General features: G+C 62.3%; 16 protein-coding genes. 10 read left to right on the top strand and 6 right to left on the bottom strand.

Annotated features, from left to right (window positions below):
- The first annotated feature begins 548 nt into the window (after window positions 1-548).
- The 5 genes from X727_RS159465 to X727_RS159485 all read left to right on the top strand — a co-directional run bounded on the left by X727_RS159465 (window position 549) and on the right by X727_RS159485 (window position 6,963).
- Complete coding sequence (locus tag X727_RS159465) at window positions 549-1,808, top strand: N-acetylmuramoyl-L-alanine amidase (RefSeq protein ID WP_023833719.1); 1,260 nt, start codon at window positions 549-551, stop codon at window positions 1,806-1,808.
- 213 nt (window positions 1,809-2,021) lie between these two features.
- Window positions 2,022-4,478: a penicillin-binding protein 1A gene (locus X727_RS159470; protein WP_023695364.1), complete on the top strand. Its 2,457-nt coding sequence runs from the start codon at window positions 2,022-2,024 to the stop codon at window positions 4,476-4,478.
- A 130-nt stretch (window positions 4,479-4,608) separates the two neighbouring features.
- Window positions 4,609-5,740, top strand: a protein-coding gene (prfB, locus tag X727_RS159475; protein ID WP_155922402.1) for a peptide chain release factor 2 whose coding sequence is annotated in 2 segments (ribosomal slippage) — window positions 4,609-4,674 and window positions 4,676-5,740 — 1,131 coding nt in all. Because the reading frame shifts where the segments join, the coding sequence is not laid out codon by codon here.
- Window positions 5,741-5,858: 118 nt separating this feature from the next.
- A complete protein-coding gene (locus X727_RS159480; protein WP_023833718.1) occupies window positions 5,859-6,278 on the top strand; it encodes a GFA family protein in 420 nt (139 codons plus the stop codon).
- A 286-nt stretch (window positions 6,279-6,564) separates the two neighbouring features.
- Window positions 6,565-6,963, top strand: coding sequence for a hypothetical protein (locus X727_RS159485; RefSeq protein ID WP_023708478.1), 399 nt, complete (start codon window positions 6,565-6,567; stop codon window positions 6,961-6,963).
- Between the two features lie 54 nt (window positions 6,964-7,017).
- On the opposite strand, the gene X727_RS159490 is transcribed toward X727_RS159485, so the two are convergent.
- Entirely contained in the window at window positions 7,018-7,887 is an 870-nt protein-coding gene (locus X727_RS159490) for an NmrA/HSCARG family protein (RefSeq protein WP_023833717.1), read from the bottom strand.
- Window positions 7,888-7,990: 103 nt separating this feature from the next.
- Here X727_RS159490 and X727_RS159495 point away from each other — a divergent pair, with 103 nt between their 5' ends.
- The 4 genes from X727_RS159495 (at window position 7,991) to X727_RS159510 (ending at window position 11,040) form a co-directional block, all read left to right on the top strand.
- Entirely contained in the window at window positions 7,991-8,881 is an 891-nt protein-coding gene (locus X727_RS159495; RefSeq protein WP_023681487.1) for a LysR family transcriptional regulator, read from the top strand.
- A 146-nt stretch (window positions 8,882-9,027) separates the two neighbouring features.
- Window positions 9,028-9,396 carry a GFA family protein gene (locus X727_RS159500; protein ID WP_023667471.1) on the top strand — a complete coding sequence of 123 codons (369 nt, stop codon included), beginning with the start codon at window positions 9,028-9,030 and terminating at the stop codon, window positions 9,394-9,396.
- 149 nt (window positions 9,397-9,545) lie between these two features.
- Entirely contained in the window at window positions 9,546-10,196 is a 651-nt protein-coding gene (locus tag X727_RS159505) for an OmpA family lipoprotein (RefSeq protein WP_023667470.1), read from the top strand.
- A 235-nt stretch (window positions 10,197-10,431) separates the two neighbouring features.
- On the top strand, window positions 10,432-11,040 hold the full coding sequence (locus X727_RS159510) for a hypothetical protein (RefSeq protein ID WP_023667469.1): 609 nt from the start codon (window positions 10,432-10,434) through the stop codon (window positions 11,038-11,040).
- A gap of 237 nt (window positions 11,041-11,277) precedes the next feature.
- On the opposite strand, the gene X727_RS159515 is transcribed toward X727_RS159510, so the two are convergent.
- Both X727_RS159515 and X727_RS159520 read right to left on the bottom strand, forming a co-directional pair.
- Complete coding sequence (locus X727_RS159515; RefSeq protein ID WP_023667468.1) at window positions 11,278-11,547, bottom strand: DUF2798 domain-containing protein; 270 nt, start codon at window positions 11,545-11,547, stop codon at window positions 11,278-11,280.
- Window positions 11,548-11,594: 47 nt separating this feature from the next.
- Window positions 11,595-12,479, bottom strand: coding sequence for an NmrA/HSCARG family protein (locus tag X727_RS159520; protein ID WP_023833716.1), 885 nt, complete (start codon window positions 12,477-12,479; stop codon window positions 11,595-11,597).
- Window positions 12,480-12,596: 117 nt separating this feature from the next.
- Between X727_RS159520 and X727_RS159525 the strand changes: the two genes are divergently transcribed.
- Complete coding sequence (locus X727_RS159525; protein ID WP_023833715.1) at window positions 12,597-13,490, top strand: LysR family transcriptional regulator; 894 nt, start codon at window positions 12,597-12,599, stop codon at window positions 13,488-13,490.
- 167 nt (window positions 13,491-13,657) lie between these two features.
- Here the strand turns inward: X727_RS159525 and X727_RS159530 are convergent, their stop codons facing one another.
- The 3 genes from X727_RS159530 to X727_RS159540 form a co-directional block, all read right to left on the bottom strand.
- A complete protein-coding gene (locus tag X727_RS159530; protein WP_031203971.1) occupies window positions 13,658-15,271 on the bottom strand; it encodes a DEAD/DEAH box helicase in 1,614 nt (537 codons plus the stop codon).
- A 192-nt stretch (window positions 15,272-15,463) separates the two neighbouring features.
- Window positions 15,464-16,231, bottom strand: a complete 768-nt coding sequence (locus tag X727_RS159535) for an NAD kinase (protein ID WP_023715779.1) — start codon at window positions 16,229-16,231, stop codon at window positions 15,464-15,466.
- Window positions 16,232-16,674: 443 nt separating this feature from the next.
- Window positions 16,675-19,650: a caspase family protein gene (locus tag X727_RS159540; RefSeq protein WP_023833714.1), complete on the bottom strand. Its 2,976-nt coding sequence runs from the start codon at window positions 19,648-19,650 to the stop codon at window positions 16,675-16,677.
- Window positions 19,651-19,726 lie beyond the last annotated feature (76 nt).

The raw sequence follows: 19,726 nt of genomic DNA, 5'->3' as shown, positions 1-19,726 counted from the left end.
GGACGCCGCTTGAGCGCCATGGCGGTGCCGCCCGCAGCCACAATGGCGCGGTTTGATGCGGACCTTTCCATGATTGCGCTTGAAGCCATCGTCACCAGCAGAACCTTTTGAACCAAAGCCCGGACGAACCGGACCAGCTTGTTTGCTCATACAGAGCCGGCACGGGAACAAACCCGGCCGTTTTCCTCACGCAGGCGATTCCCCCGCCACGGGCGCACACCTGCGAAATTCGTCGCGATCACCTAAGCCTTTTCGCTGGAGCGAAAGGAGCCGCCTTTCATCTGACCTGTAGCAGGAAGCTGCGGGAGAAGCGGTTCCAGGATTGCAGTGATCCACCATCGCTTTTATGATTTGACGGGGTGGAAGGCAACCCCGATTTCGGATGCCGGCAAAAAGCAGTGCCGTAACGGAAGCACAGGCCTTAATCCTCGATGAAAAGGCTTGGTTAACCTTCTCTGGATACCAATCGTTAATCGAGTCTGCGGCCTGACCGGCATTTCGACCAACCACGCGGGCGCAAGCGCCAAACCGGGAGCGACTGCAAAGAAATGGGACTGGCGGGCATCACAGGCAAGGGCCATGGCCGTGCAGGCCGTTTCCTGCGCGCTGCCGGTGTGCTGTTGCTGCTGGCGCTTTGCCTTGCTTTTGCGCCGGTTTCACGCGCCGCCGATGCGCCACTCGGCGCCACCGCCTACAAGATGGCCGGCGACGCAACCAAGATGCGCATCGTCATCGATTTCGACCGCGAGCCCGACATCAAATGGTTCCTGCTGCGCGGCCCCAACCGGCTGGTCGTGGACCTGCCGCGCACCCGATTCGCCATTGGCGCGAAGGACGCCAAGGCCCGCGGCCTGGTCAAAGCGGTGCGTTATGGCGATCAGGGCGAGGGATCGCGGCTGATCCTGACCGGCAAGGGGCCGTTCTCGGTCGACAAGCTCGAGGTGCTCAAGAACGAGGACGGCGCAGGCTATCGCATCGCCATCGACATGTCGGCAGCCTCCGACCGCGAGTTCGACGAAGCCCTTGCCAACCAGGCGCTGACCACCGGCTCGACCGTCTCCACCGACAAGGGCTCCAGGGTCGGCACAGGGCCGATCTCCAATCCCGGGCATCGCTTCACCATCGTCATCGATCCCGGCCATGGCGGCATCGACGGTGGCGCCGAAGGCCTCAACGGCACCATCGAGAAGAACGTGACGCTGGCCTTCGCCACCGAACTGCGCGACAAGCTCGCCGCCGTCGGCAACTACGACGTGTTCATGACGCGCGATACCGACGAGTTCCTGCGGCTCGATGACCGCGTGCGCATCGCCCGTCAGCACGAGGCCGACCTTTTGATCTCGATCCATGCCGACACGATCAGCGTCAAGGGTATCAGAGGCGCCACCGTCTATACCGTCTCCGACAAGGCATCCGACCCGGAAGCGCAGGCGCTTGCCGACCGCGAAAACCTCTCCGACCAGTTCGCCGGCATGGTGATCAAGGACGACAACAAGGAAGTCACCGACATACTGATCGACCTGATCCGCCGCGAGACGCATAATTTCTCGATGAGCTTTGCCCACACTCTGGTCGGCCAGTTGTCCACCAGCGTCGGCCTGATCAACAATCCGCAGCGCTCAGCCGGCTTCAAAGTGCTGAAAGCGCCCGATGTTCCGTCGGTGCTGGTCGAACTCGGCTATCTCTCCAACGCCAAGGATGAGGCGCAACTGCTCGACGCCGACTGGCGCGGCAAGGCGGCGCAGAGCATCACCAATGCCGTCGCCCTGTTTGCCTCCGCCAAGATGGGAACGGGAACCGGAGGCTGAGATGGTCGCCGCCGCCCACAACCGGAGGCAGCGTTGCACGCCGACAACACCAGGCGCTTTTATTTCCGGTGGGGGATGCCGAAACCGGGCACTGCCGTATTTTGCCCACATGGTGGCGACATGGGTTTTCCATCACGGATCGGGACAGTTGCGAAGGCTTGCGCGAAAGGCGGCTTCGTCTAGGAAATTCCCGGACCTCGGACTGGAGCGGGCATGATTCGTCTTATCGGCTATTTCTTTGGTATCGGCACGACGCTGGCGCTTATCGTCGCCGCGGGCGTGGCGATATACATCAGCCATCTATCGAAAGACCTGCCCGACTACGAGGTTCTGGCCAAGTACGAGCCGCCGGTGACGACCCGCATCCATGCTTCCGACGGCTCGCTGATGGCCGAATATGCGCGCGAACGGCGGCTCTATCTGCCGATCCAGGCGGTTCCGGACCGGGTCAAGGCGGCGTTCCTGTCGGCCGAGGACAAGAATTTCTACAACCATCCCGGCATCGACATCACCGGGCTTGGCCGCGCCATCTACGTCAACCTGCAGAATCTGGGTTCGGGCAGGCGCCAGGTCGGCGCCTCGACCATCACCCAGCAGGTGGCGAAGAACTTCCTCTTGTCCTCGGACCAGACCTACGAGCGCAAGATCAAGGAGATGATCCTGGCCTTCCGCATCGAGCAGGCTTATTCGAAGGACCGCATCCTTGAGCTCTATCTCAACGAAATCTTCTTCGGTTTCGGCGCCTATGGCGTTGCGGGCGCGGCACTGACCTATTTCGACAAGTCGGTCAACGAACTCACCGTCGCGGAAGCCGCCTATCTGGCGTCGCTGCCGAAGGGGCCCAACAACTACCATCCCTTCAAGCATGCCGACCGCGCCATCGAGCGCCGCAACTGGGTCATCGACCAGATGGTCGAGAACGGCTACGTGACGCGCGAGGAAGGCGACAAGGCCAAGGCCGAGCCGCTCGGCGTGACTCCGCGCCGCAATGGCTCTTATTTGTTTGCGGGCGAATATTTCACCGAGGAAGTGCGCCGCCAGATCATCTCGCGCTATGGCGAGAACGCGCTCTATGAGGGCGGCCTTTCGGTGCGCACGACACTCGATCCGAAGATCCAGCTCATCGCCCGCAAGTCGATGCAGAACGGCTTGCTCAAATACGACACGCTGCGCGGCTATCGCGGACCGGTGACGCATATCGATGCTTCCGGCGACTGGGGCGTGGCGCTGGGCAACGTCAAGGGGCTGGAAGACGTGCCGGAATGGTCGCTTGCCGTCGTGCTCGACAGCTCGGCGACCGGCCTTTCCATCGGCCTGCAGCCGACGCGGCAGATTTCGGGCGATATCGTCAAGGAACGCGTCGAAGGCGCCGTCAGCAAGGAAGACATGAGCTTTGCCATGCGCCATGTGGTCGATGGCAAGACGGTCAAGGCCAAGTCTCCGGCCGATGTACTGCAGCCCGGCGACGTCATCTTCGTGCAGAAGAACGAAGGGTCGGAAGGCGCCTACACGTTGCGCCAGGTGCCGGAAGTGGAGGGCGGCCTGATCGCCATGGATCCACATACCGGCCGCGTGCTGGCCATGGTCGGCGGCTTCTCCTATGCGCAGTCGGAGTTCAACCGCGCCACGCAGGCGATGCGCCAGCCGGGATCGTCCTTCAAGCCGATCGTCTATTCGGCCGCGCTCGACAATGGCTATACGCCGGCCTCGGTTATCATGGACGGACCGATCACCATCCAGAGCGGCAACACGACCTGGACGCCGAAGAACTATGACGGCACGGTGGCCGGCCCCGCGACCTTGCGCTCCGGCATCGAAAAGTCGCGCAATTTGATGACGGTGCGGCTCGCCAACGACATGGGCATGAAGCTGGTGGTGGAATATGCCGAGCGTTTCGGCGTCTACGACCATCTGGCGCCGTATCTGCCGATGGCGCTGGGTTCCGGCGAGACGACGGTGATGCGCATGGTGTCGGCCTATTCGATCATGGCCAATGGCGGCAAGTCGATCAAACCCTCGCTCATCGACCGCATCCAGGACCGCTACGGCAAGACCGTGTTCAAGCAGGACGAGCGCGGCTGCGAAGGCTGCAATGCGCCCGAATGGAACAACCAGCCCGAACCGGAACTGGTCGACAATTCCGAGCAGGTGCTCGATCCGATGACGGCCTACCAGATCACCTCGATGATGGAAGGCGTGGTCCAGCGCGGCACCGGCGCCACCATCGCCGAGCTTGGCCGCCACATCGCCGGCAAGACCGGAACGACCAATGACGAGAAGGACGCCTGGTTCATCGGCTATACGCCGAACCTCGTCGTCGGCCTCTACATGGGTTACGACACGCCGCGCGGTCTCGGCCATGGCGCCACCGGCGGTGGTCTGGCGGCGCCTATCTTCAAGGACTTCATGCGCGTTGCGCTGGACGGCACGCCCAATGTCGACTTCAAGGTGCCGGAAGGCATGAACCTGGTCGCCATCAACCGCAAGACCGGCATGCGTGCCGCGTCGGGCGATCCCGGCACCATCATCGAAGCCTTCAAGCCCGGCACCGGCCCCGCCGACAGCTATTGGGTGATCGGCATGGGCGCCGACGGGTCCAACGGCGCCGGCGGACCGCTATCGCCGCAGGCTACGGAAGCTATCCAGGCACCCGGCGGCGGACTCTACTGACGACCTGATTTTTTACGTCGAATGGGCTGGCTTGTTGAGCCGGCCCATTTCGCTTTACAGGCAGCAATGCCGTGCCTATGTATCGCGCCGACCCAAGCGCCACTTCAAAAACAGGACAGAACAACCAGCCATGCGCGCGGAAACGCAGAATATTGTCGACGAGATCAGGCAGGCGATCACCCTGCTGAGGAGGCATCTTTGACTGGGATCAGGCCATAAAGCGGCTTGAATACCTGAACGTGCGCGCCGAGGATTCCAGCCTCTGGAATGATCCGCTGGAAGCGCAGAAGCTGATGCGCGAGCGCCAGGGCCTCGAAGACGGGATCGCCGGCGTCAAAAGCCTGACTCAGGCGCTGGAAGACAATATCGGCCTGATCGAACTGGGTGAGGAAGAGGGCGACCAGAGCGTGATCGCCGAGGCGGAAGCAGCCCTCCGCTCGATGCAGGGCGAGGCCAAGGCCCGCCAGGTCGAGACGCTGCTGTCGGGCGAGGCCGACGCCAACGACACCTATCTCGAAGTCCATGCCGGCGCCGGCGGCACCGAGAGCCAGGACTGGGCCTCGATGCTTCTGCGCATGTATACGCGCTGGGCCGAGCGTCGCCGTTTCAAGGTCGAAGTGCTGGAAGTCCATGACGGCGAAGAGGCCGGGATCAAGTCCGCCACGCTCCTGATCAAGGGCCACAATGCCTATGGCTGGCTGAAGACCGAGTCGGGCGTTCATCGCCTGGTCCGCATTTCACCCTATGACAGCAATGCGCGCCGCCACACGTCCTTCTCCAGCGTCTGGGTCTACCCGGTCGTCGATGACAGGATCGAGATCGACGTCTCGGAATCCGATGTACGCATCGACACCTACCGCTCATCCGGTTCGGGCGGCCAGCACGTCAACACCACGGACTCGGCGGTTCGCATCACCCATATCGCCACCGGCATCGCGGTTGCCTGCCAGGCCGAACGCTCGCAGCACAAGAACAAGGCGAAGGCCTGGGAAATGCTGCGCTCGCGCCTTTACGAGGAAGAGCTGAAGAAGCGCGAAGCGGTGGCCAATGCCACAGAAGCGTCGAAGAGCGACATCGGCTGGGGTCACCAGATTCGTTCCTATGTGCTGCAGCCCTACCAGTTGGTGAAGGACCTGCGCACCGGCGTCGAGAGCACCAGCCCGTCGAGCGTGCTCGACGGCGACCTCGACGACTTCATGGAAGCCTCGTTGTCGCAGCGCATCGAGGGCGGTGCCGGTGAAGCCGTGGCCGACCTCGACTAGGATATGTCCATATTCAGCTGAGGCCGGGCTGCGAATGGCTGATTCCTGCGCTTCCGCCACTTTCGACTCGGCTGACTTGAATAAGAACATCCCTTGGCGGGGGAGCGAAGGAGGAACCATGACTCGCAGGCTCACCGGCAAATGCTTTTGCGGCACGGTTCAGTATGAAGTGGCGGACGAGTTCGTCTATGCCGCGATCTGCCATTGTTCGAACTGCCGGCGCACCACAGGTTCCGCCTTCAAGCCCTTCGCCGGCATCGAGCGCGAGAAACTTGCCCTTGCCGAAGGGCATCACGGGCTCATCCATTTCGGCGATGACAGCGGCCACGATGCGCATTGCAGCCGCTGCGGCTCGTTGCTGTATTCGCTGGTCCGCGACGGCGCCTATGTCCATGTCGCCATGGGCACGCTGGTCGACGATCCGACGATCCGGCCGACCGCGCACATCTTCGTCGGCTCCAAAGCGCCATGGTTCACCATCGCCGACGACTTGCCGCAATATGAAGGGCATGTGATCGCCGGTCCAGGCGAAGTATAGGCTGGAACCACATTCGGCCAATCCCGTTGTTTCGATGCCCGTCTGCCGGGAGTTGAGCCTGGCCTTGGATCTCGTCAGCGGTTGCAGATAGCGGCGTAGATGTGCGGCCTCGCGCAGCAACTTCTTGCGCCAGCCTAGGAATCAGCCCAGCATCCGAGGGCTGGAAGAGAAAAAGCATTTATGGCCGGACGCGGCATATCTGCGACCTGACGATCCGGCCACTGGGAAGACACGTTCCGGGAACGGGCAAGCGAACGCTTGATGCTCGTTTGAAAGGAACGCTTCCATGTCTGCTGCCACTCTCCGATCGGCCAGAGCCGTTCAACCGGCTGGCCGACTCCTGTTTTCCTTGTTCGTGACCCCGATCTTTGCCATCGCGATGCTTGCGATGGCGGTGCTGACCGCACCCGCCTTCGCCCATGACGCCAAGCCCACGGCGGCGAAGCCGCAAGGCTGGAGTTATCCCTTCGCCTGCTGCGCAAACTACGACTGCCGCACCACCCATACCGGCGAGGTGCTGGAAAAGCCGGAGGGCTATGTCATCGCCGGAACGGGGGAGGTCGTTCCGATGAGCGACAAGCGGGTCAAGGACTCACCCGACGGCGATTTCCACTGGTGCGCGCATCAGGCCGGCCTCGACGCAGGCAAGACGATCTGCCTGTTCGTGCCACCGCGTTCCTACTGAGTTCTGTTGGCAGTTCTCATCGGAAGGCCGGCCTTGGTGCTGAAGGCGCTTGCGTCAGACGGCAGCAGCGAGTGCCGAGGCGAAGTCGCGATACGGGCGCAGTGGGCGACCCAGAAGTGCCGTCAGGCGCTCGACGTCGCCGGCCTCGGGCAGCATCCCGTCGGTGAAGAAGCGCTCGCCCATCAGGCGCATGTCGTAGGCCATCCAGGCGGGCAGGAACTGCTTGAGATTTTGCTCAAAACCCTCCGTATTGTCGCCGCTGTAGCTGATCGGGCGGGCGAGTACGTCTGACCAGATTGCGGCAATGTCCGTCCCGGTCAATGTCTGCGGACCGACGAGGTTGATCCTCTCGAACGCAAGCGGCTCCTTGGACCGTTCGCGACGCAGCAGCTCAAGAGCGGCGATCTCGGCGATATCGCGGGCATCGATCATGGCGAGACCCTTGGGGCCGATCGGCATTGGGTAGGTGCCGTAGCCGGTGATGACGTCTTCGACCGTCAGATCGTTCTGGATGAAGTAGGCCGGGCGCAAGATCGTAGCTTTGAAGTCCATCTGCTCGATCATTCGCTCGACGCCGAACTTACCCGCGAAATGCGGCACGTTCACATAGACGTCAGCGTGGATCACCGAGAGATAGACGATCCGCTCGATGCCGGCCGATCGGGCGACGTTCAAGGCGATCAAAGCCTGGGTGAATTCGTCCGGCACCACGGCGTTCAAGAGAAACAGCGTGGAAACGCCAGACATGGCTTTGCGCAGCGAATCGACATCGAGAAAGTCGCCTTGCACGACCGATACGCCTGCCGGAAAACTGGCTTTCGACGGATCGCGCACGAGAGCACGCACATCGGCGCCGCGCTTGGCGAGCTGTTCGACGACTTGGCGGCCGATATTGCCGGTGGCGCCGGTAACGAGAATGGTCATGGAATTTCTCCTGTTGGGTTGCTTGACAGTCCCAATATGTGTGGCTCAAAAAGAGCCCAGTAGACGGCAATTTTAGACACGTCGTCTCACTGGTGGGACAGTCATGGATCTTTTAGCCCTTGCCGATTTTAACCTCGTGGCTCGCCATGGCGGCTTCGGCAAAGCGGCAAGGTCCACCGGCCGGCCCAAGGCAACGTTGTCCCGGCGCGTTGGCGAATTGGAAAGCAGTCTCGATCTGCGTCTGTTCGAACGGGGTGCGCGTAACCTGAAGCTGACCGAAGAAGGACGGGCGCTCTTCGAGCGGACGGGGGCGTTGCTTGCCGAGCTGGACGAGACGGCATCGGCGATTGCCTCGGGCGGTCAGAGACCCAAGGGCAGATTGCGGATCAGCGCGCCTTTGCATTTTTCGCAGACTGCAATGGGGAGGATCGCTGCGGGATTTGCCCTGAGGTATCCTGAGGTGAGGCTTGAAGTGACCACCGAAGACCGGCATGTCGATATGATCGAGGAAGGCTACGATCTGGTAATCCGGGTCAATCCGGATCCCGATGAAAGCCTGGTCGGACGGGCGTTTCTCCGCGACCGCCTGGTCGTTGTGGCGAGCCCGGACCTTCCTCGCCCGGCCGATGGGCTCGCCGCTCCTGGCGTTGCGCGCGGGACAGGCGAGCGGCAAACATGGCAGGTGAAGACACCAGGTGGCCGGGCAACACTTAGAATCGAGCCGGTCCTCGCCTTGTCGACGCTCATCATGGTCCGGGATGCGGTGCGAGCCGGCATCGGCGCAGGACGGCTTCCCATTTCGTTGGTGGCCCACGACCTGGCTGACGGCACACTGGTGAATTGGGGGGATATCGACGGCCCCGAAATTTCTCTATGGACGCTCTACCCGTCGCGGCGGCTGCTCAGCGCGCGCGTGTCGGCGTTCCTGGATTTTCTGAAACAGGCTTTCCCAAACGGGACGCCGGACGAACTGGCCGCCTATATCGGCAGGTGACGACGATTGGGAGGTGACGACGGGTCCGCTTCGGCCAGAGCGCCGCTCGGCTCGATCGATCAGAGCCTGCTGACAGACAGTTGTCAGGAGCCTTCCTTTATGGTGCCTTGCCGCATGGGTGGCGGCAACGGAGAGGAAAGCTTTTCATGACCATCAAGGCCAGCTGTCATTGTAAGGCGACGACGTTCGAGGTTTCGCAGGCGCCCGAGACGGTAACACAATGCACCTGCTCGTTCTGCTCCAAGCGCGGTTCGCTGTGGGCTTACTACGTTCCGTCGCAATTCAAGCTCACCAGCTCGCCGGAAAACGTTTCCTTCTATCAATGGGGATCGAAGACCGTCAAACACGGGTTTTGCGCCATTTGCGGCTGCGGCACCTTCACCGAAACGCCGGACTGGTCAACCGGCAAACCGGACTTCGACAATCCCAAGATATCAGTCAATTCGCGGCTGTTCGACGATTTCGACCTCGATAAGGTCGAGGTGGTCGTCATTGACGGCAAGAACCTCTGGTAGGCCAGCACCAGCCACCGAAGCGGAAGAGTGGCGCGAGCGGGGAAAAGCCGCTTTCGCCGCTCGGTTTTTCGCCGCATTTCATGTTACAAGACCCGAGAAGGGCTTATATGCGCGAGCGCAAAGGCCGCGCTTTGGAGAGGGACGATTCTATGAAAAAGACTGTGCTCGTCGCCGTTGCGACGGCTGTGCTGGTGAGTGCCTGCACCACGACCGATCCGTACACCGGCGAGCAGAAGGTTTCGAACACCGCAGCCGGCGCCGGCCTTGGTGCCCTGGCGGGCGCGGGCCTCGGCCTGCTTGCCGGCGGCAATGACCGCCGCAACGCGCTGATCGGCGCCGGTATCGGCGCGCTGGCCGGCGGCGCCATCGGCGCGACCATGGACCAGAACGAGGCTGAACTGCGCCGCCAGCTCGAAGGCACCGGCGTCAGCGTCACCCGCACCGGCGACCAGATCATCCTCAACATGCCGTCCGACATTACTTTCAACGTCGACCAGGATGCGGTGAAGCCTGGCTTCTACCAGGTGCTGAACTCGGTTGCGCTGGTGCTGAAGAAGTTCAAGCAGACCACGGTCGACGTGTTCGGCCACACCGATTCGACCGGCGGCGACGAACACAATTTCGATCTGTCGCAGCGCCGTGCATTGGCGGTCGCCAACTATCTCTCGGGCCAAGGTGTCGATTCGCGCCGCTTCGCCGTCACCGGTTTCGGCAAGACCCGTCCGATCGCGTCCAATGGAACGGCGGCCGGCCGTGCGCAGAACCGGCGCGTCGAGATCCAGCTTTCGCCGCTGACCTGATCAGGTCGGCATCGAAACGCGAAGGCGGCCCCGCAAGGGCCGCTTTCTTTTTGGGCTCCTGTGGTCCGCCAAAAGGTCTAATGCATTAGAGATTTCTAATAATCCCTTTCCGGAGACCTTGGAAGGGATTAGCATTGGTGCGGTTCCAGAGGGGATGGGGCGATACAAACGGCCGCGCAGTCACTTAGTCGGCCCCGGTCCTGCACGGCCAGATAAGGAAATCTGGGAGGAATGCATGACAAGAACAGCTCGTCTTGGGCGTTGCGGCGTCCTCATTTTGACAGGTCTGGTCTCAGCTTGGTGCGCAGCCGCCACGGCTCGAGCCGAGGACGCCAACAAAGCCGACATCGAAGCTTTGAAGAAATCGCTCGCCAAATATGAGGACTACACGGTCGCCGTCCGCGACCTTTATCTGTCGACTGTCGGGTGTGTCTATTACAGCGGGGACAGGATCGAGGGCGCAATGGACTATCCGAAGGGCGCTATGGGCATCCATTTCGTCAACGTTCCGAGTGTCGGTCAGAAACTCGATCCGATGCGCCCCAATGTGCTGATCTACGAGCCGACCAAGAAAGGCTTGAAATTGGTTGGCGTGGAATGGCTGATGCCCCTGACGCCAGACACCAAGGAACCTCCAAAACTATTTGGCCAGACCTTCATGGGACCGATGGAAGGGCACTATCCGCTCATTCCGAGGGAGTTCGTCCACTACGACCTTCATGCCTGGCTGTTCAGAGACAATCCGAACGGCATGTTCAGTCCGACCAACCCGAACGTGAAATGCAGCAAGGCAGAGTTTCCGATGCTGGAAAAACCGACCAAGATGATGCCCGGCCCGATGTGACGGACGGGCCAGGATAGGAGCTTGCCAAGAGTGCAAGCCGGCCGGCTGCCATTTGAGGGCGCTCGGGATCAGGCTCGGAGGACGATCGGCATGAGGGCTGGCGCGCATGAAGGCTGCCCGCATGAAGACAGGTATCTGGTCGCGGAACCCGACAATGGCGCTGCGAGCCGTCAGTCGAAGGTAGAAGCGGCCCGCAAGGGCCGTTTTGCTTGGCATATCGGCCCCTGTAATCAAGGCCTACGAGGTCGGCTGATCGACAATTGCCGCAACGATACGGCGCACGATCGGCAAGACCAGCAGCAGACTTGGAAAGCCCACTAGCCATGATGCTCCCCATGCATACGGCCAGGTCGCCACGAAACCGGTTGTCCAGCCCGCATTGATCAGCGTCGCTACCGCGGAAACAATGCACGACATCAGGATGGAAAGAACGAATGGCATCACCAGCGCATTGTAAGAGGCCGGTAGCTTTCTCGATTTCAAAACCTTGTGGGATGACGGTCGCATCACCTATCTCCTTCTCGAAAAGTGAAAGTATGCGCGGCTGGGCGCAGTCAGGCGGCCTGCGCCATTTGCTGGGCCAGGTTCCGAATAAAGCCGCGCAACGAACGCGGTTCGCGGCCCAGGGCGGCGCGCAATGTCAGACTGTTTCCGCCAAGGCCATAGTGGGCATAGTGGGCGTATATTTTGGCCAGCACCTGCATTTGGCGGTCATTGTAGGGAAGGCGTGCCTCGGCCGCCCACTCGCCAAATGTCGGCTCACCAGAAGAGATGGGTCGGCCAAGTTCCTCACTCATCATCGCAACGATGTCTTCCCGGCTGTGCATGCCGTCAGCGCACAGATCGAGGGTCGCGTAGGACAATCGCGCTTCGGTTAGGGCGATCGCCGCCACCTCAGCGACGTCGCGGTAGTCGACGCGGGCCAGCTTCGCCGTCTTTGGAAACGGTTCCGAGAAAACACCATGTTCAACGACGGACGGCCAGGCCGCTGCGAGGTTCTGCATGAAATTGGCAGGGTGCAGAATCGTATATTCCATCGTCGTCGAGTAGAGAGCAGCCTCGACAGGCACCTTGCTGGCATGGTTCTTCAGTCGCGTATTGGTAGGCTGGATCACCGACGAGAAGACGAACTTTCGAACTCCTGCTCGCGTGGCGGCCTCAACCATGGCAACGCCCATGGCTGCTTCATCGGGAGCAAAAGCCGGCCCAATGTGAAAGACGCCGTCGACGCCCTCGACCGCCCTTTCGAGGCTCTGACGATTTCGCAAATCTCCTGTCGCAACCTTGGATGCCCCTAGCTTCCGGGCCTTTTCGGCATTCGCAGGGTCGCGAACGAGCGCTCGAACATTGGCATTGCGGCGGACAAGTTCAGGCACGACAAGTCCCGCAACTCGGCCTGTGGCACCAACGACCAGAACAGTTGGATTGGCTACTTGCATGACGATTTCCTTCCATCAAGCCTGTCCTCGCGGGACAACTTGCAGAGGTACGACGTCGCAAGTGTCGTTACAATTACCCGTTTTTGCGATATATTATGTCGAATGTCGGGAGAATGCATGAGCCGGATGGACGATTTCGAGGCTTTCATCGCGATCGTCGAGCATGGAAGTCTGACGACTGCCGCACATCGGCTGAACCGCTCGCTGCAGTCGGTCAGCCGGTCCCTGGCGGCACTGGAGCAATCAGTCGGCGTCGAGCTGATCCACAGGACAACGCGTCGCTCGACACCGAGTGAAGTCGGAGCAGCCTTTTTCAACCGGATCAAACCCGCGGTCGACGACATAAACGACGCAAGACTTCAGGCGATCAATCAACGATCGGAGCCGGCAGGCGTCCTGCGCATCGGGGCGCCGGTTCTGTTTGGCCCGAACGTCCTGATGCCTGTCATCGCGGAATACATGCGGACATTTCCCCGGGTCGAGGTCGATCTTCAACTTTCCGATGGATTTGCCGATCTTGGCGCCGAAGGTCTCGACCTGGCAATACGCATCGGCGATTTGCCGGATTCCAACTTGAAAGCCAAACGCCTGGGAGCGTTGCGGCGCGTTGTGTTCGGCGCGCCTTCCTATTTCGCGCGGTGCGACCGGCCGGCCCATCCCTTCCAGCTGAGTGAGCACAGTTGCATCATCAGAACCGCTAACGAGCGTCCAGGTGAATGGACGTTTCAGATCGACGGGAAACCCCGGACCGTGAAGGTCGCAGGCGCTTTTCGCTCCAATCTGATGACCTCGGTCTATGCCGCCGCAATCCACGGACTGGGTTTGGGCTTCTCGCCTCTGTGGCAGATAACACATTTGGTTGACGACGGTCTCGTCGAACTGGTTTTGACGGAATTCGAGCCGGCACCGGTGCCGATCCATGCCTTGTGGCAGGAAGGCCGGTCATCTTCGGCCAAGGTTCGGGCATTTTTGGATTTATTGGCATCCCGCCTGGAATTGAAAAGCCTGTAGCATCGACGGGCTATTTAAGCCCTCCAGGCCGGAAGCGATCGGGTAGATCGAGCCTGTCTTGCGATTACCGCGCATGGCGCCGACTGATCCTGGAGCGGGCTCCAGATCTCACATCCCCGTCGCGTCCAGGCAAGCCGCGCGTCCTCGGGACGCCGCGGCTCATGGGATCAGACCTTGGCGACGATCTTCATGAAGGCCGGCATGTCGTCGCCGAAGCCGACGGTGCCGTCATTGTCTTCACCGCGGTTGTTGCCGCGGGCAGGGCGGCTGTTGCTGGCGCGCTGCGGCCTTGTGTCGCCGCGTTCCGGGGCGCGGTTCTCGTTGTTGCGATCGGAGACCTTGCGGTCGCTGTTTTCGGAGCGGATCGCTTCCTTGCGCTGATGCCGTTCGCCGATGTCGGCGACCGCGGCCTCGGCTACCACCGGCTGTTCCTCGCGCGCGGCATCTGCCGCCGGCGCGTCGTCGCTGCGCTTGGCATGGCGTTCGCGCGGCTTGCGCTCGCCACCGTCCTTGCGATCATGGGGCTTGCGGTCCTCGTCCTTGCGGCCGGCGCGGCGCGGAGCGCCACGGCCACGGCGGGGCGCTTCGTCCTCGCCGCCTTCGCTGGCGACCACGGTCGACAGGTCGCCGTCATGCCACTCGATCTTGTTGCCGATCAGCCGCTCGATGGCGTCGATGTATTTGGTGTCGGACTTGGTGGCGATGGTGAAGGATTTGCCCGAGCGTCCGGCGCGGCCGGTGCGGCCGATGCGGTGGACATAGTCTTCGGCGTGGATCGGCACGTCGTAGTTGAAGACGTGGCTGACGTCGGGAATGTCGAGGCCGCGCGCGGCGACGTCGGACGCCACGAGATAGCGCAATTTGCCATCGCGGAAATTGGCCAGCATCTGCATGCGGGCGCGCTGGTCCATGTCGCCATGCAGGGCGCCGGCGTCGAAGTCATACTTCAGCAGCGAGCGGAACAGCTCCGCGACCTCGACCTTGCGGTTGCAGAAAATGATAGCGTTCTTCAGCTCGGCGTCTTCGGCCTTTATCAGATTGCGTAGCGTCTCGCGCTTGTCCCACGGCTTGGAGCCGGACTTGACCAGGCGCTGGATGATGTTGGTGGCAGCGGATGCCGCCTTGGACACCTCGACGCGCACCGGCGCATGCAGGAATTTCTCGGTGAGCTTGGTGATCTCCGGCGGCATGGTCGCTGAGAAGAACAGCGTCTGCCTGGTGAACGGGATCATCTCGCAGATGCGCTCGATGTCGGGGATGAAGCCCATGTCCAGCATGCGGTCGGCCTCGTCGATGACGAGGATCTCGACGCCGTTGAGCAACAGCTTGCCGCGCTCGCGGTGATCGAGCAGACGGCCGGGCGTGGCGATCAGCACGTCGGCGCCGCGCTCCAGCTTCTTGTCCTGCTCGTCGAAGGAGACGCCGCCGATCAGCAGCGCGATGTTGAGCTTGTGGTTCTTGCCGTATCTGATGAAATTCTCTTCGACCTGCGCGGCGAGCTCGCGCGTCGGCTCGAGGATCAGCGTGCGCGGCATGCGGGCACGGGCCCTGCCTTTTTCGAGGCGGGTCAGCATCGGCAGCACGAAGGAAGCCGTCTTGCCGGTGCCGGTCTGTGCTATGCCCAGAATATCCTTGCCGAGCAAGGCATGCGGGATGGCGCCAGCCTGGATCGGCGTCGGCACGGTGTAGCCCGCATCGGTGACTGCGGAAAGGACCTTGGGCGACAGGCCGAGGTCTGAAAAGGTCAACGCTTCTAGAGCGGTCGTGGTGTCTGAGGACAAGAGTTGCTGTCTTTGGCTGGTTCGGGGAAGCGCAACGGCATCCGTCGCGGCAAGCACAGCGTGCCTGCAAGATTGGTATTGCGATTAGGCGCAAGCCCGCGATTTGTCAACAGAAACGGGCGGGATTGGCACGATTGTGAAAACGTAAGCTTAATCGCGATGCTTAATTAGGTAGTCACTCTTTGCGCCGGCTCAATAGCGAAATTGCTCGGCGAGAATGCGTTCGTTCCACGAATGGTTGGGATCAAACAGCAGCGTCGCCGTCGCAGTCGGCGATTCGCGGACCGTTACGGAAGCCACCGCCTTGACCTCGGTGTGGTCGGCGGCGGTGTTCACCGGGCGCTTTTCCGACTCCAGAATATCGAAGCGTACGGTCGCCTTGTTTGACAACAAGGCACCCCGCCAACGGCGCGGCCGGAACGGGCTGACCGGGGTCAGCGCGAGCAACGGCGCATCCAGCGGCAGGATCGGCCCGTGCGCCGAAAGATTGTACGCGGTGGAGCCGGCCGGCGTCGCGATCATCACGCCGTCGCAGTTCAGTTCCTCGATGCGGACCTGCTCGTCGACGGTGATGCGGATCTTTGCCGTCTGGTAGGACTGACGCCACAGCGCCACCTCGTTGATGGCGAGTGCCGAAACCGTCTCGCCCTCATGCGTCAACGCCAGCATTTCCAGCGGGCGGATCGTTTCGGCGACGGCGGCCGCGATGCGCTCGGTGAGGCCCCCGACGCGGTACTCGTTCATCAGGAAGCCGATGGTGCCACGGTTCATGCCGTAGACCTTCTTTCCCGTGCTCATCGTGTCGCGCAAGGTCTGCAGCAGGAAGCCGTCGCCACCCAGCGCCACCACCACCTGGGCGTCGTCGAAGGATGCCTGGCCATAGCGGGCCGACAGGCTCTCCATCGCCGCCTTGGCATCGGCAGTGTCGGAGGAGACGAAGGCGAAATTGGCTTTGCTCATGACATTCCGATGGCGGTCGGCCGATGGCGGTCGGCGGCGGTTGCGTGGGGTAGCATGGGCAAGCGCATCTGCAAAGGGAGGCATCGTCGGCGCAGTTGCGGCCGCGGCGAAACGAAATCGGCGGCTCGCGCTTCATGTCGCCGGAACGGCGAATGTGATGGTTAAGTGCGAGCTTAAGCACTCGTAAAGCCTGATCGATCATGTTAGCCGACAGAGGATGGGTGGCTGGGGGCTAGCCAGTCGAGACCTGTATATTGCCGGTGACACGCCTGATTATCGTCTTCCTGATGCTGGGAAGCTTCGCCCTTCTCTTTGCTGAGCTTGTACGGCATTCCGAAGACATGAGCTCCAGGCCGACGGCCTCACGCTGCGGCGACGCCGGCGTGCCATGCCCGCAAAACGCGTTGTAGGCTGAAGCCAATCTGCCAACGACGATCCATCGCTCACTGCGCGACGATCTGAAGATTGGCGTTGCCGTAGAATGTGTAGGCGAGATAGGTCGGATCGCCGGTCTGGTAGAATTCTCTGCGGACATCCTGCAGGATCTCGGCCAGATAGACCGGCCTGTCCTTGATCCGCGTGCTGATGCCACCATAGAAATCGGTCGAGAAGGCCGCTGCCGCGCGGTCGGTCAGTGGCCACATGCCGCCGATGAAGCCGGAAGCGCCGCCCGCCAGAACCGCCGGACCCCAGCCCTGCACGAAGCCGCCGAGCATCTGGGAACGGCCTGTGTCGCAGGCGTTGAAGAAGTAGAACGGATTGCCCTTGCCATGCGCGGTGGCGACCAACGCAGCCCATGTATCCGGGTCGAGCGACTGATCGACGAGATCGATGGCAAAGACCGGCCGGCCGCTGCCCGGTTGGTTGACCGCGCCATGACCGGAGAAATGAATGAAACCGGTCGAGACTTCACCGACCAGTTTCTCGAAAGAGGTGAAATCGCCATCGAAGCGGCGGTAGCCGGCAAGCTTGCTCAGTGCCGCGATCTCGTCCTGCTGAAAGCGCAGCGAGCGCTTGTCGACATAGGAGGGCGCGACGGCCGCGACGCCGGTGAAGGTCATGCGGTCGAGCGGGTTGTCGACCTGTGAGGCACTGCTGCGCGGAGCCCAGCGGGCCAGCCGGTAGCCCATGCCGAGAAAACCGTCGGCTATAGCGCCGTCGACGCTGCGCGGGCGGATCAATTCCCAGGGCAGCGTCGGGCTGTTCGAGGTGATCTGGATCGAATGGAGTTCGCCTTTGCCGCGCAGCGACCAGAACACGTCCTTGAACGGTTTCGGCACATAGTCGCGGTAGAGCGCATCGCCAAAACCTTCGGCGGCGAGCGTGACAAAGCGCTTTTGCGCCCCCGTATCGCTGCTTGCGGCAGGCTGCTGCAGCGAAACGGCGCCGCGCAGGCTCAATCCGAGCTGCAGCAGGCGGCGGTATTCGGAGTCCAGCCATGCCGCCATCTCAGGTGGCGTCGAGAACGTATCGGTCACCGGACCGGCCAGATGCGGCGAATGGATGATGATCTGCCCCGAACCCAGCCCGCTCGGATCGTCATAGAGGATGGTCACGTCGAGATCGGGGACGTCATCGCCGGCTGCGCCGCCGAGCGTCACATTGCCAGTTACCGCCGGCTGCGGCGCCGCTGCGGCCAGCATCAGCATGGCAGGTGCTGCGGAGCGTTCGGCTGTGGCGCTCAGAGCGGCTGCCTCGACAGGCGCGGTGCGGCGAATGATAACCGACCGCGATGCCGATCCCAGGAACCTCCCGGCGCTGTAGATGCGCGCGATGAACTGGGCCGGCTTGCTGTCCTTGGCGATCGGCCGCGCCTTGACGTCGAAGCGGACGAAGTCGCTGTCGCCCTGGCGGTAGAGCGTCGTCCGTCGGCTCCATTTGCCGCCGTCAGCGAGATCGAAGCCGGAGGCGAACAGATCGATATCGATCGGCCATTGCTCGGTTCCCGCCGGCATCGCCATGGCCAGGGCGCCATCTTCCGTCACCGACGAGCCCGGCGCTGCCTTCACCTTCACTTCGGGCGTGAATTGCTCTTCGGTAAGGGCGATCGAAACGGTCACCGTCTCGCCGGCGACAATCTCATCCGGCGCATCGATGGTTGGATGGCGCACCACCTCGACAGCGCCCGTCTCGGGTTGTGGAAGGGCGCCGCCGGAAGGAGGGCTTTGCGCCTGGTCGATGGGCGGCGGCGCTGGTTTCGGTGGCGCCTGCGCCTCCGGCGGACTTTCGGCGCCGGTCGCGGGTGGCGGGGCCGATGTCATGCCGTCCTCAGGGGGGATCCCTGCCTTATCGGGGGGCGGTTCGGCGCCGGTGGCTCCGCCATCCTGCGGATAGGTCCCGCCGAGATTGTTCTGGGCAGCGGCCGCAGCTGCGTCTTCAAGACGTTGCTTTTCCTCTTCGTATCGTTGCCGAGCCTGCTCTTCCTGCAATTGGCGCTGCTGTTCCTGGCGTTTGTATTCCTCGTAGAGCGCCGCCTCCTTGGCGCTGTCGCCCATCGCGGCATCGGGACTGCCGGAGCCCGGGGCAACGTCCATGGGGTAGGGCTCCTGACCGCTGCCATCGGCGTAGTCGCTGCCATCAGGCTCCCAACCGCCACTCCCGGAGATGTAGCCGCCGCTCGCCATCGCCGGCGGTGCCGGTTCCGGCACAAGCGGCAGCGCCGGTGACGCGCCGGCCACCTGGTCCGGCGTCAGCACAAAGGCAGCGTCTGCCGAGCGGCCATATGCCATCCATGGCCACTGGGCGCCTGACGTTTTGTCGATAGTGGTTTGCCTGACCGAGGCGAGGATGATGGCTATGTCCGCGCCGCGCTTGACCAGCGCAGCGGTGAGCGCATCGGCAAATACGGTGACGGGGCGGGCTTCGTCCAGTGCAACGGTTCCGGGTTTGGCCGACAGAGCGACGACGGCGTGGGTGAGGGGATCGACCGCCGCCAGACCCTGCATCACGCCGGAAGTAGGGTTGTGGCCATCGCCGGGATTGTCGAGCAGAACCACCTTCAATGTCGGGGTTGCCTCGAGCGCCTGCATGAACAGATCGAGGGGCAATGCCGTCTGGTCGACCGTTTCCTTTGAATCGATCCGGGTGCCGCGCGTCAGTAAATAGTTCCTGCCGTTGGCCTGCGCGGTGTGGCCGACATAGTAGAAGATGCCGACGGAGTCCGGATTGGCCAGGGATTGGGCGAAATCATGCATGGCGCGCGCGACATCGGCGCGGTCGCCATCCGACACCTGCCGGACGGTGAAGCCAAGCGATCGTAGTGTCGCTGCAACGAGTTCGGCACTGAGGTCGGCGTTGGCGATTGCCGGTGAGCCCTCAGAGGCCGGATTGGCGACAACCAGCGCTATCCGCTCTTCGCCGCGCGCAGCGGAGAAGAGCGCCATGGTCATCAGCAGCACGACCGCCAGAAAAAGGCGCATGACCGTGCTCCAAGCCCTGCAGGCTGCGGCGCTCACGCCACGGCTTGCCCCAATTCATCAATGGCCCAACCTTGAC

Origin of the sequence: Mesorhizobium sp. L103C105A0 (assembly GCF_000502215.1) — a bacterium.
GTDB lineage: Bacteria > Pseudomonadota > Alphaproteobacteria > Rhizobiales > Rhizobiaceae > Mesorhizobium.
This window is presented reverse-complemented; position numbering and strand designations above follow the sequence as displayed.

Bases quoted from the DNA above. Each gene is read 5' to 3' on its own strand.
- X727_RS159505 (WP_023667470.1), top strand. From the start codon at position 9,546: ATGAAAAAGACTGTGCTCGTCGCCGTTGCGACGGCTGTGCTGGTGAGT.
- X727_RS159465 (WP_023833719.1), top strand. From the start codon at position 549: ATGGGACTGGCGGGCATCACAGGCAAGGGCCATGGCCGTGCAGGCCGT.
- X727_RS159520 (WP_023833716.1), bottom strand. From the start codon at position 12,479: ATGCAAGTAGCCAATCCAACTGTTCTGGTCGTTGGTGCCACAGGCCGA.
- X727_RS159485 (WP_023708478.1), top strand. From the start codon at position 6,565: ATGTCTGCTGCCACTCTCCGATCGGCCAGAGCCGTTCAACCGGCTGGC.
- X727_RS159500 (WP_023667471.1), top strand. From the start codon at position 9,028: ATGACCATCAAGGCCAGCTGTCATTGTAAGGCGACGACGTTCGAGGTT.
- X727_RS159535 (WP_023715779.1), bottom strand. From the start codon at position 16,231: ATGAGCAAAGCCAATTTCGCCTTCGTCTCCTCCGACACTGCCGATGCC.
- X727_RS159540 (WP_023833714.1), bottom strand. From the start codon at position 19,650: ATGCGCCTTTTTCTGGCGGTCGTGCTGCTGATGACCATGGCGCTCTTC.
- X727_RS159480 (WP_023833718.1), top strand. From the start codon at position 5,859: ATGACTCGCAGGCTCACCGGCAAATGCTTTTGCGGCACGGTTCAGTAT.
- X727_RS159525 (WP_023833715.1), top strand. From the start codon at position 12,597: ATGAGCCGGATGGACGATTTCGAGGCTTTCATCGCGATCGTCGAGCAT.
- X727_RS159490 (WP_023833717.1), bottom strand. From the start codon at position 7,887: ATGACCATTCTCGTTACCGGCGCCACCGGCAATATCGGCCGCCAAGTC.
- X727_RS159495 (WP_023681487.1), top strand. From the start codon at position 7,991: ATGGATCTTTTAGCCCTTGCCGATTTTAACCTCGTGGCTCGCCATGGC.
- X727_RS159515 (WP_023667468.1), bottom strand. From the start codon at position 11,547: ATGCGACCGTCATCCCACAAGGTTTTGAAATCGAGAAAGCTACCGGCC.
- X727_RS159470 (WP_023695364.1), top strand. From the start codon at position 2,022: ATGATTCGTCTTATCGGCTATTTCTTTGGTATCGGCACGACGCTGGCG.
- X727_RS159510 (WP_023667469.1), top strand. From the start codon at position 10,432: ATGACAAGAACAGCTCGTCTTGGGCGTTGCGGCGTCCTCATTTTGACA.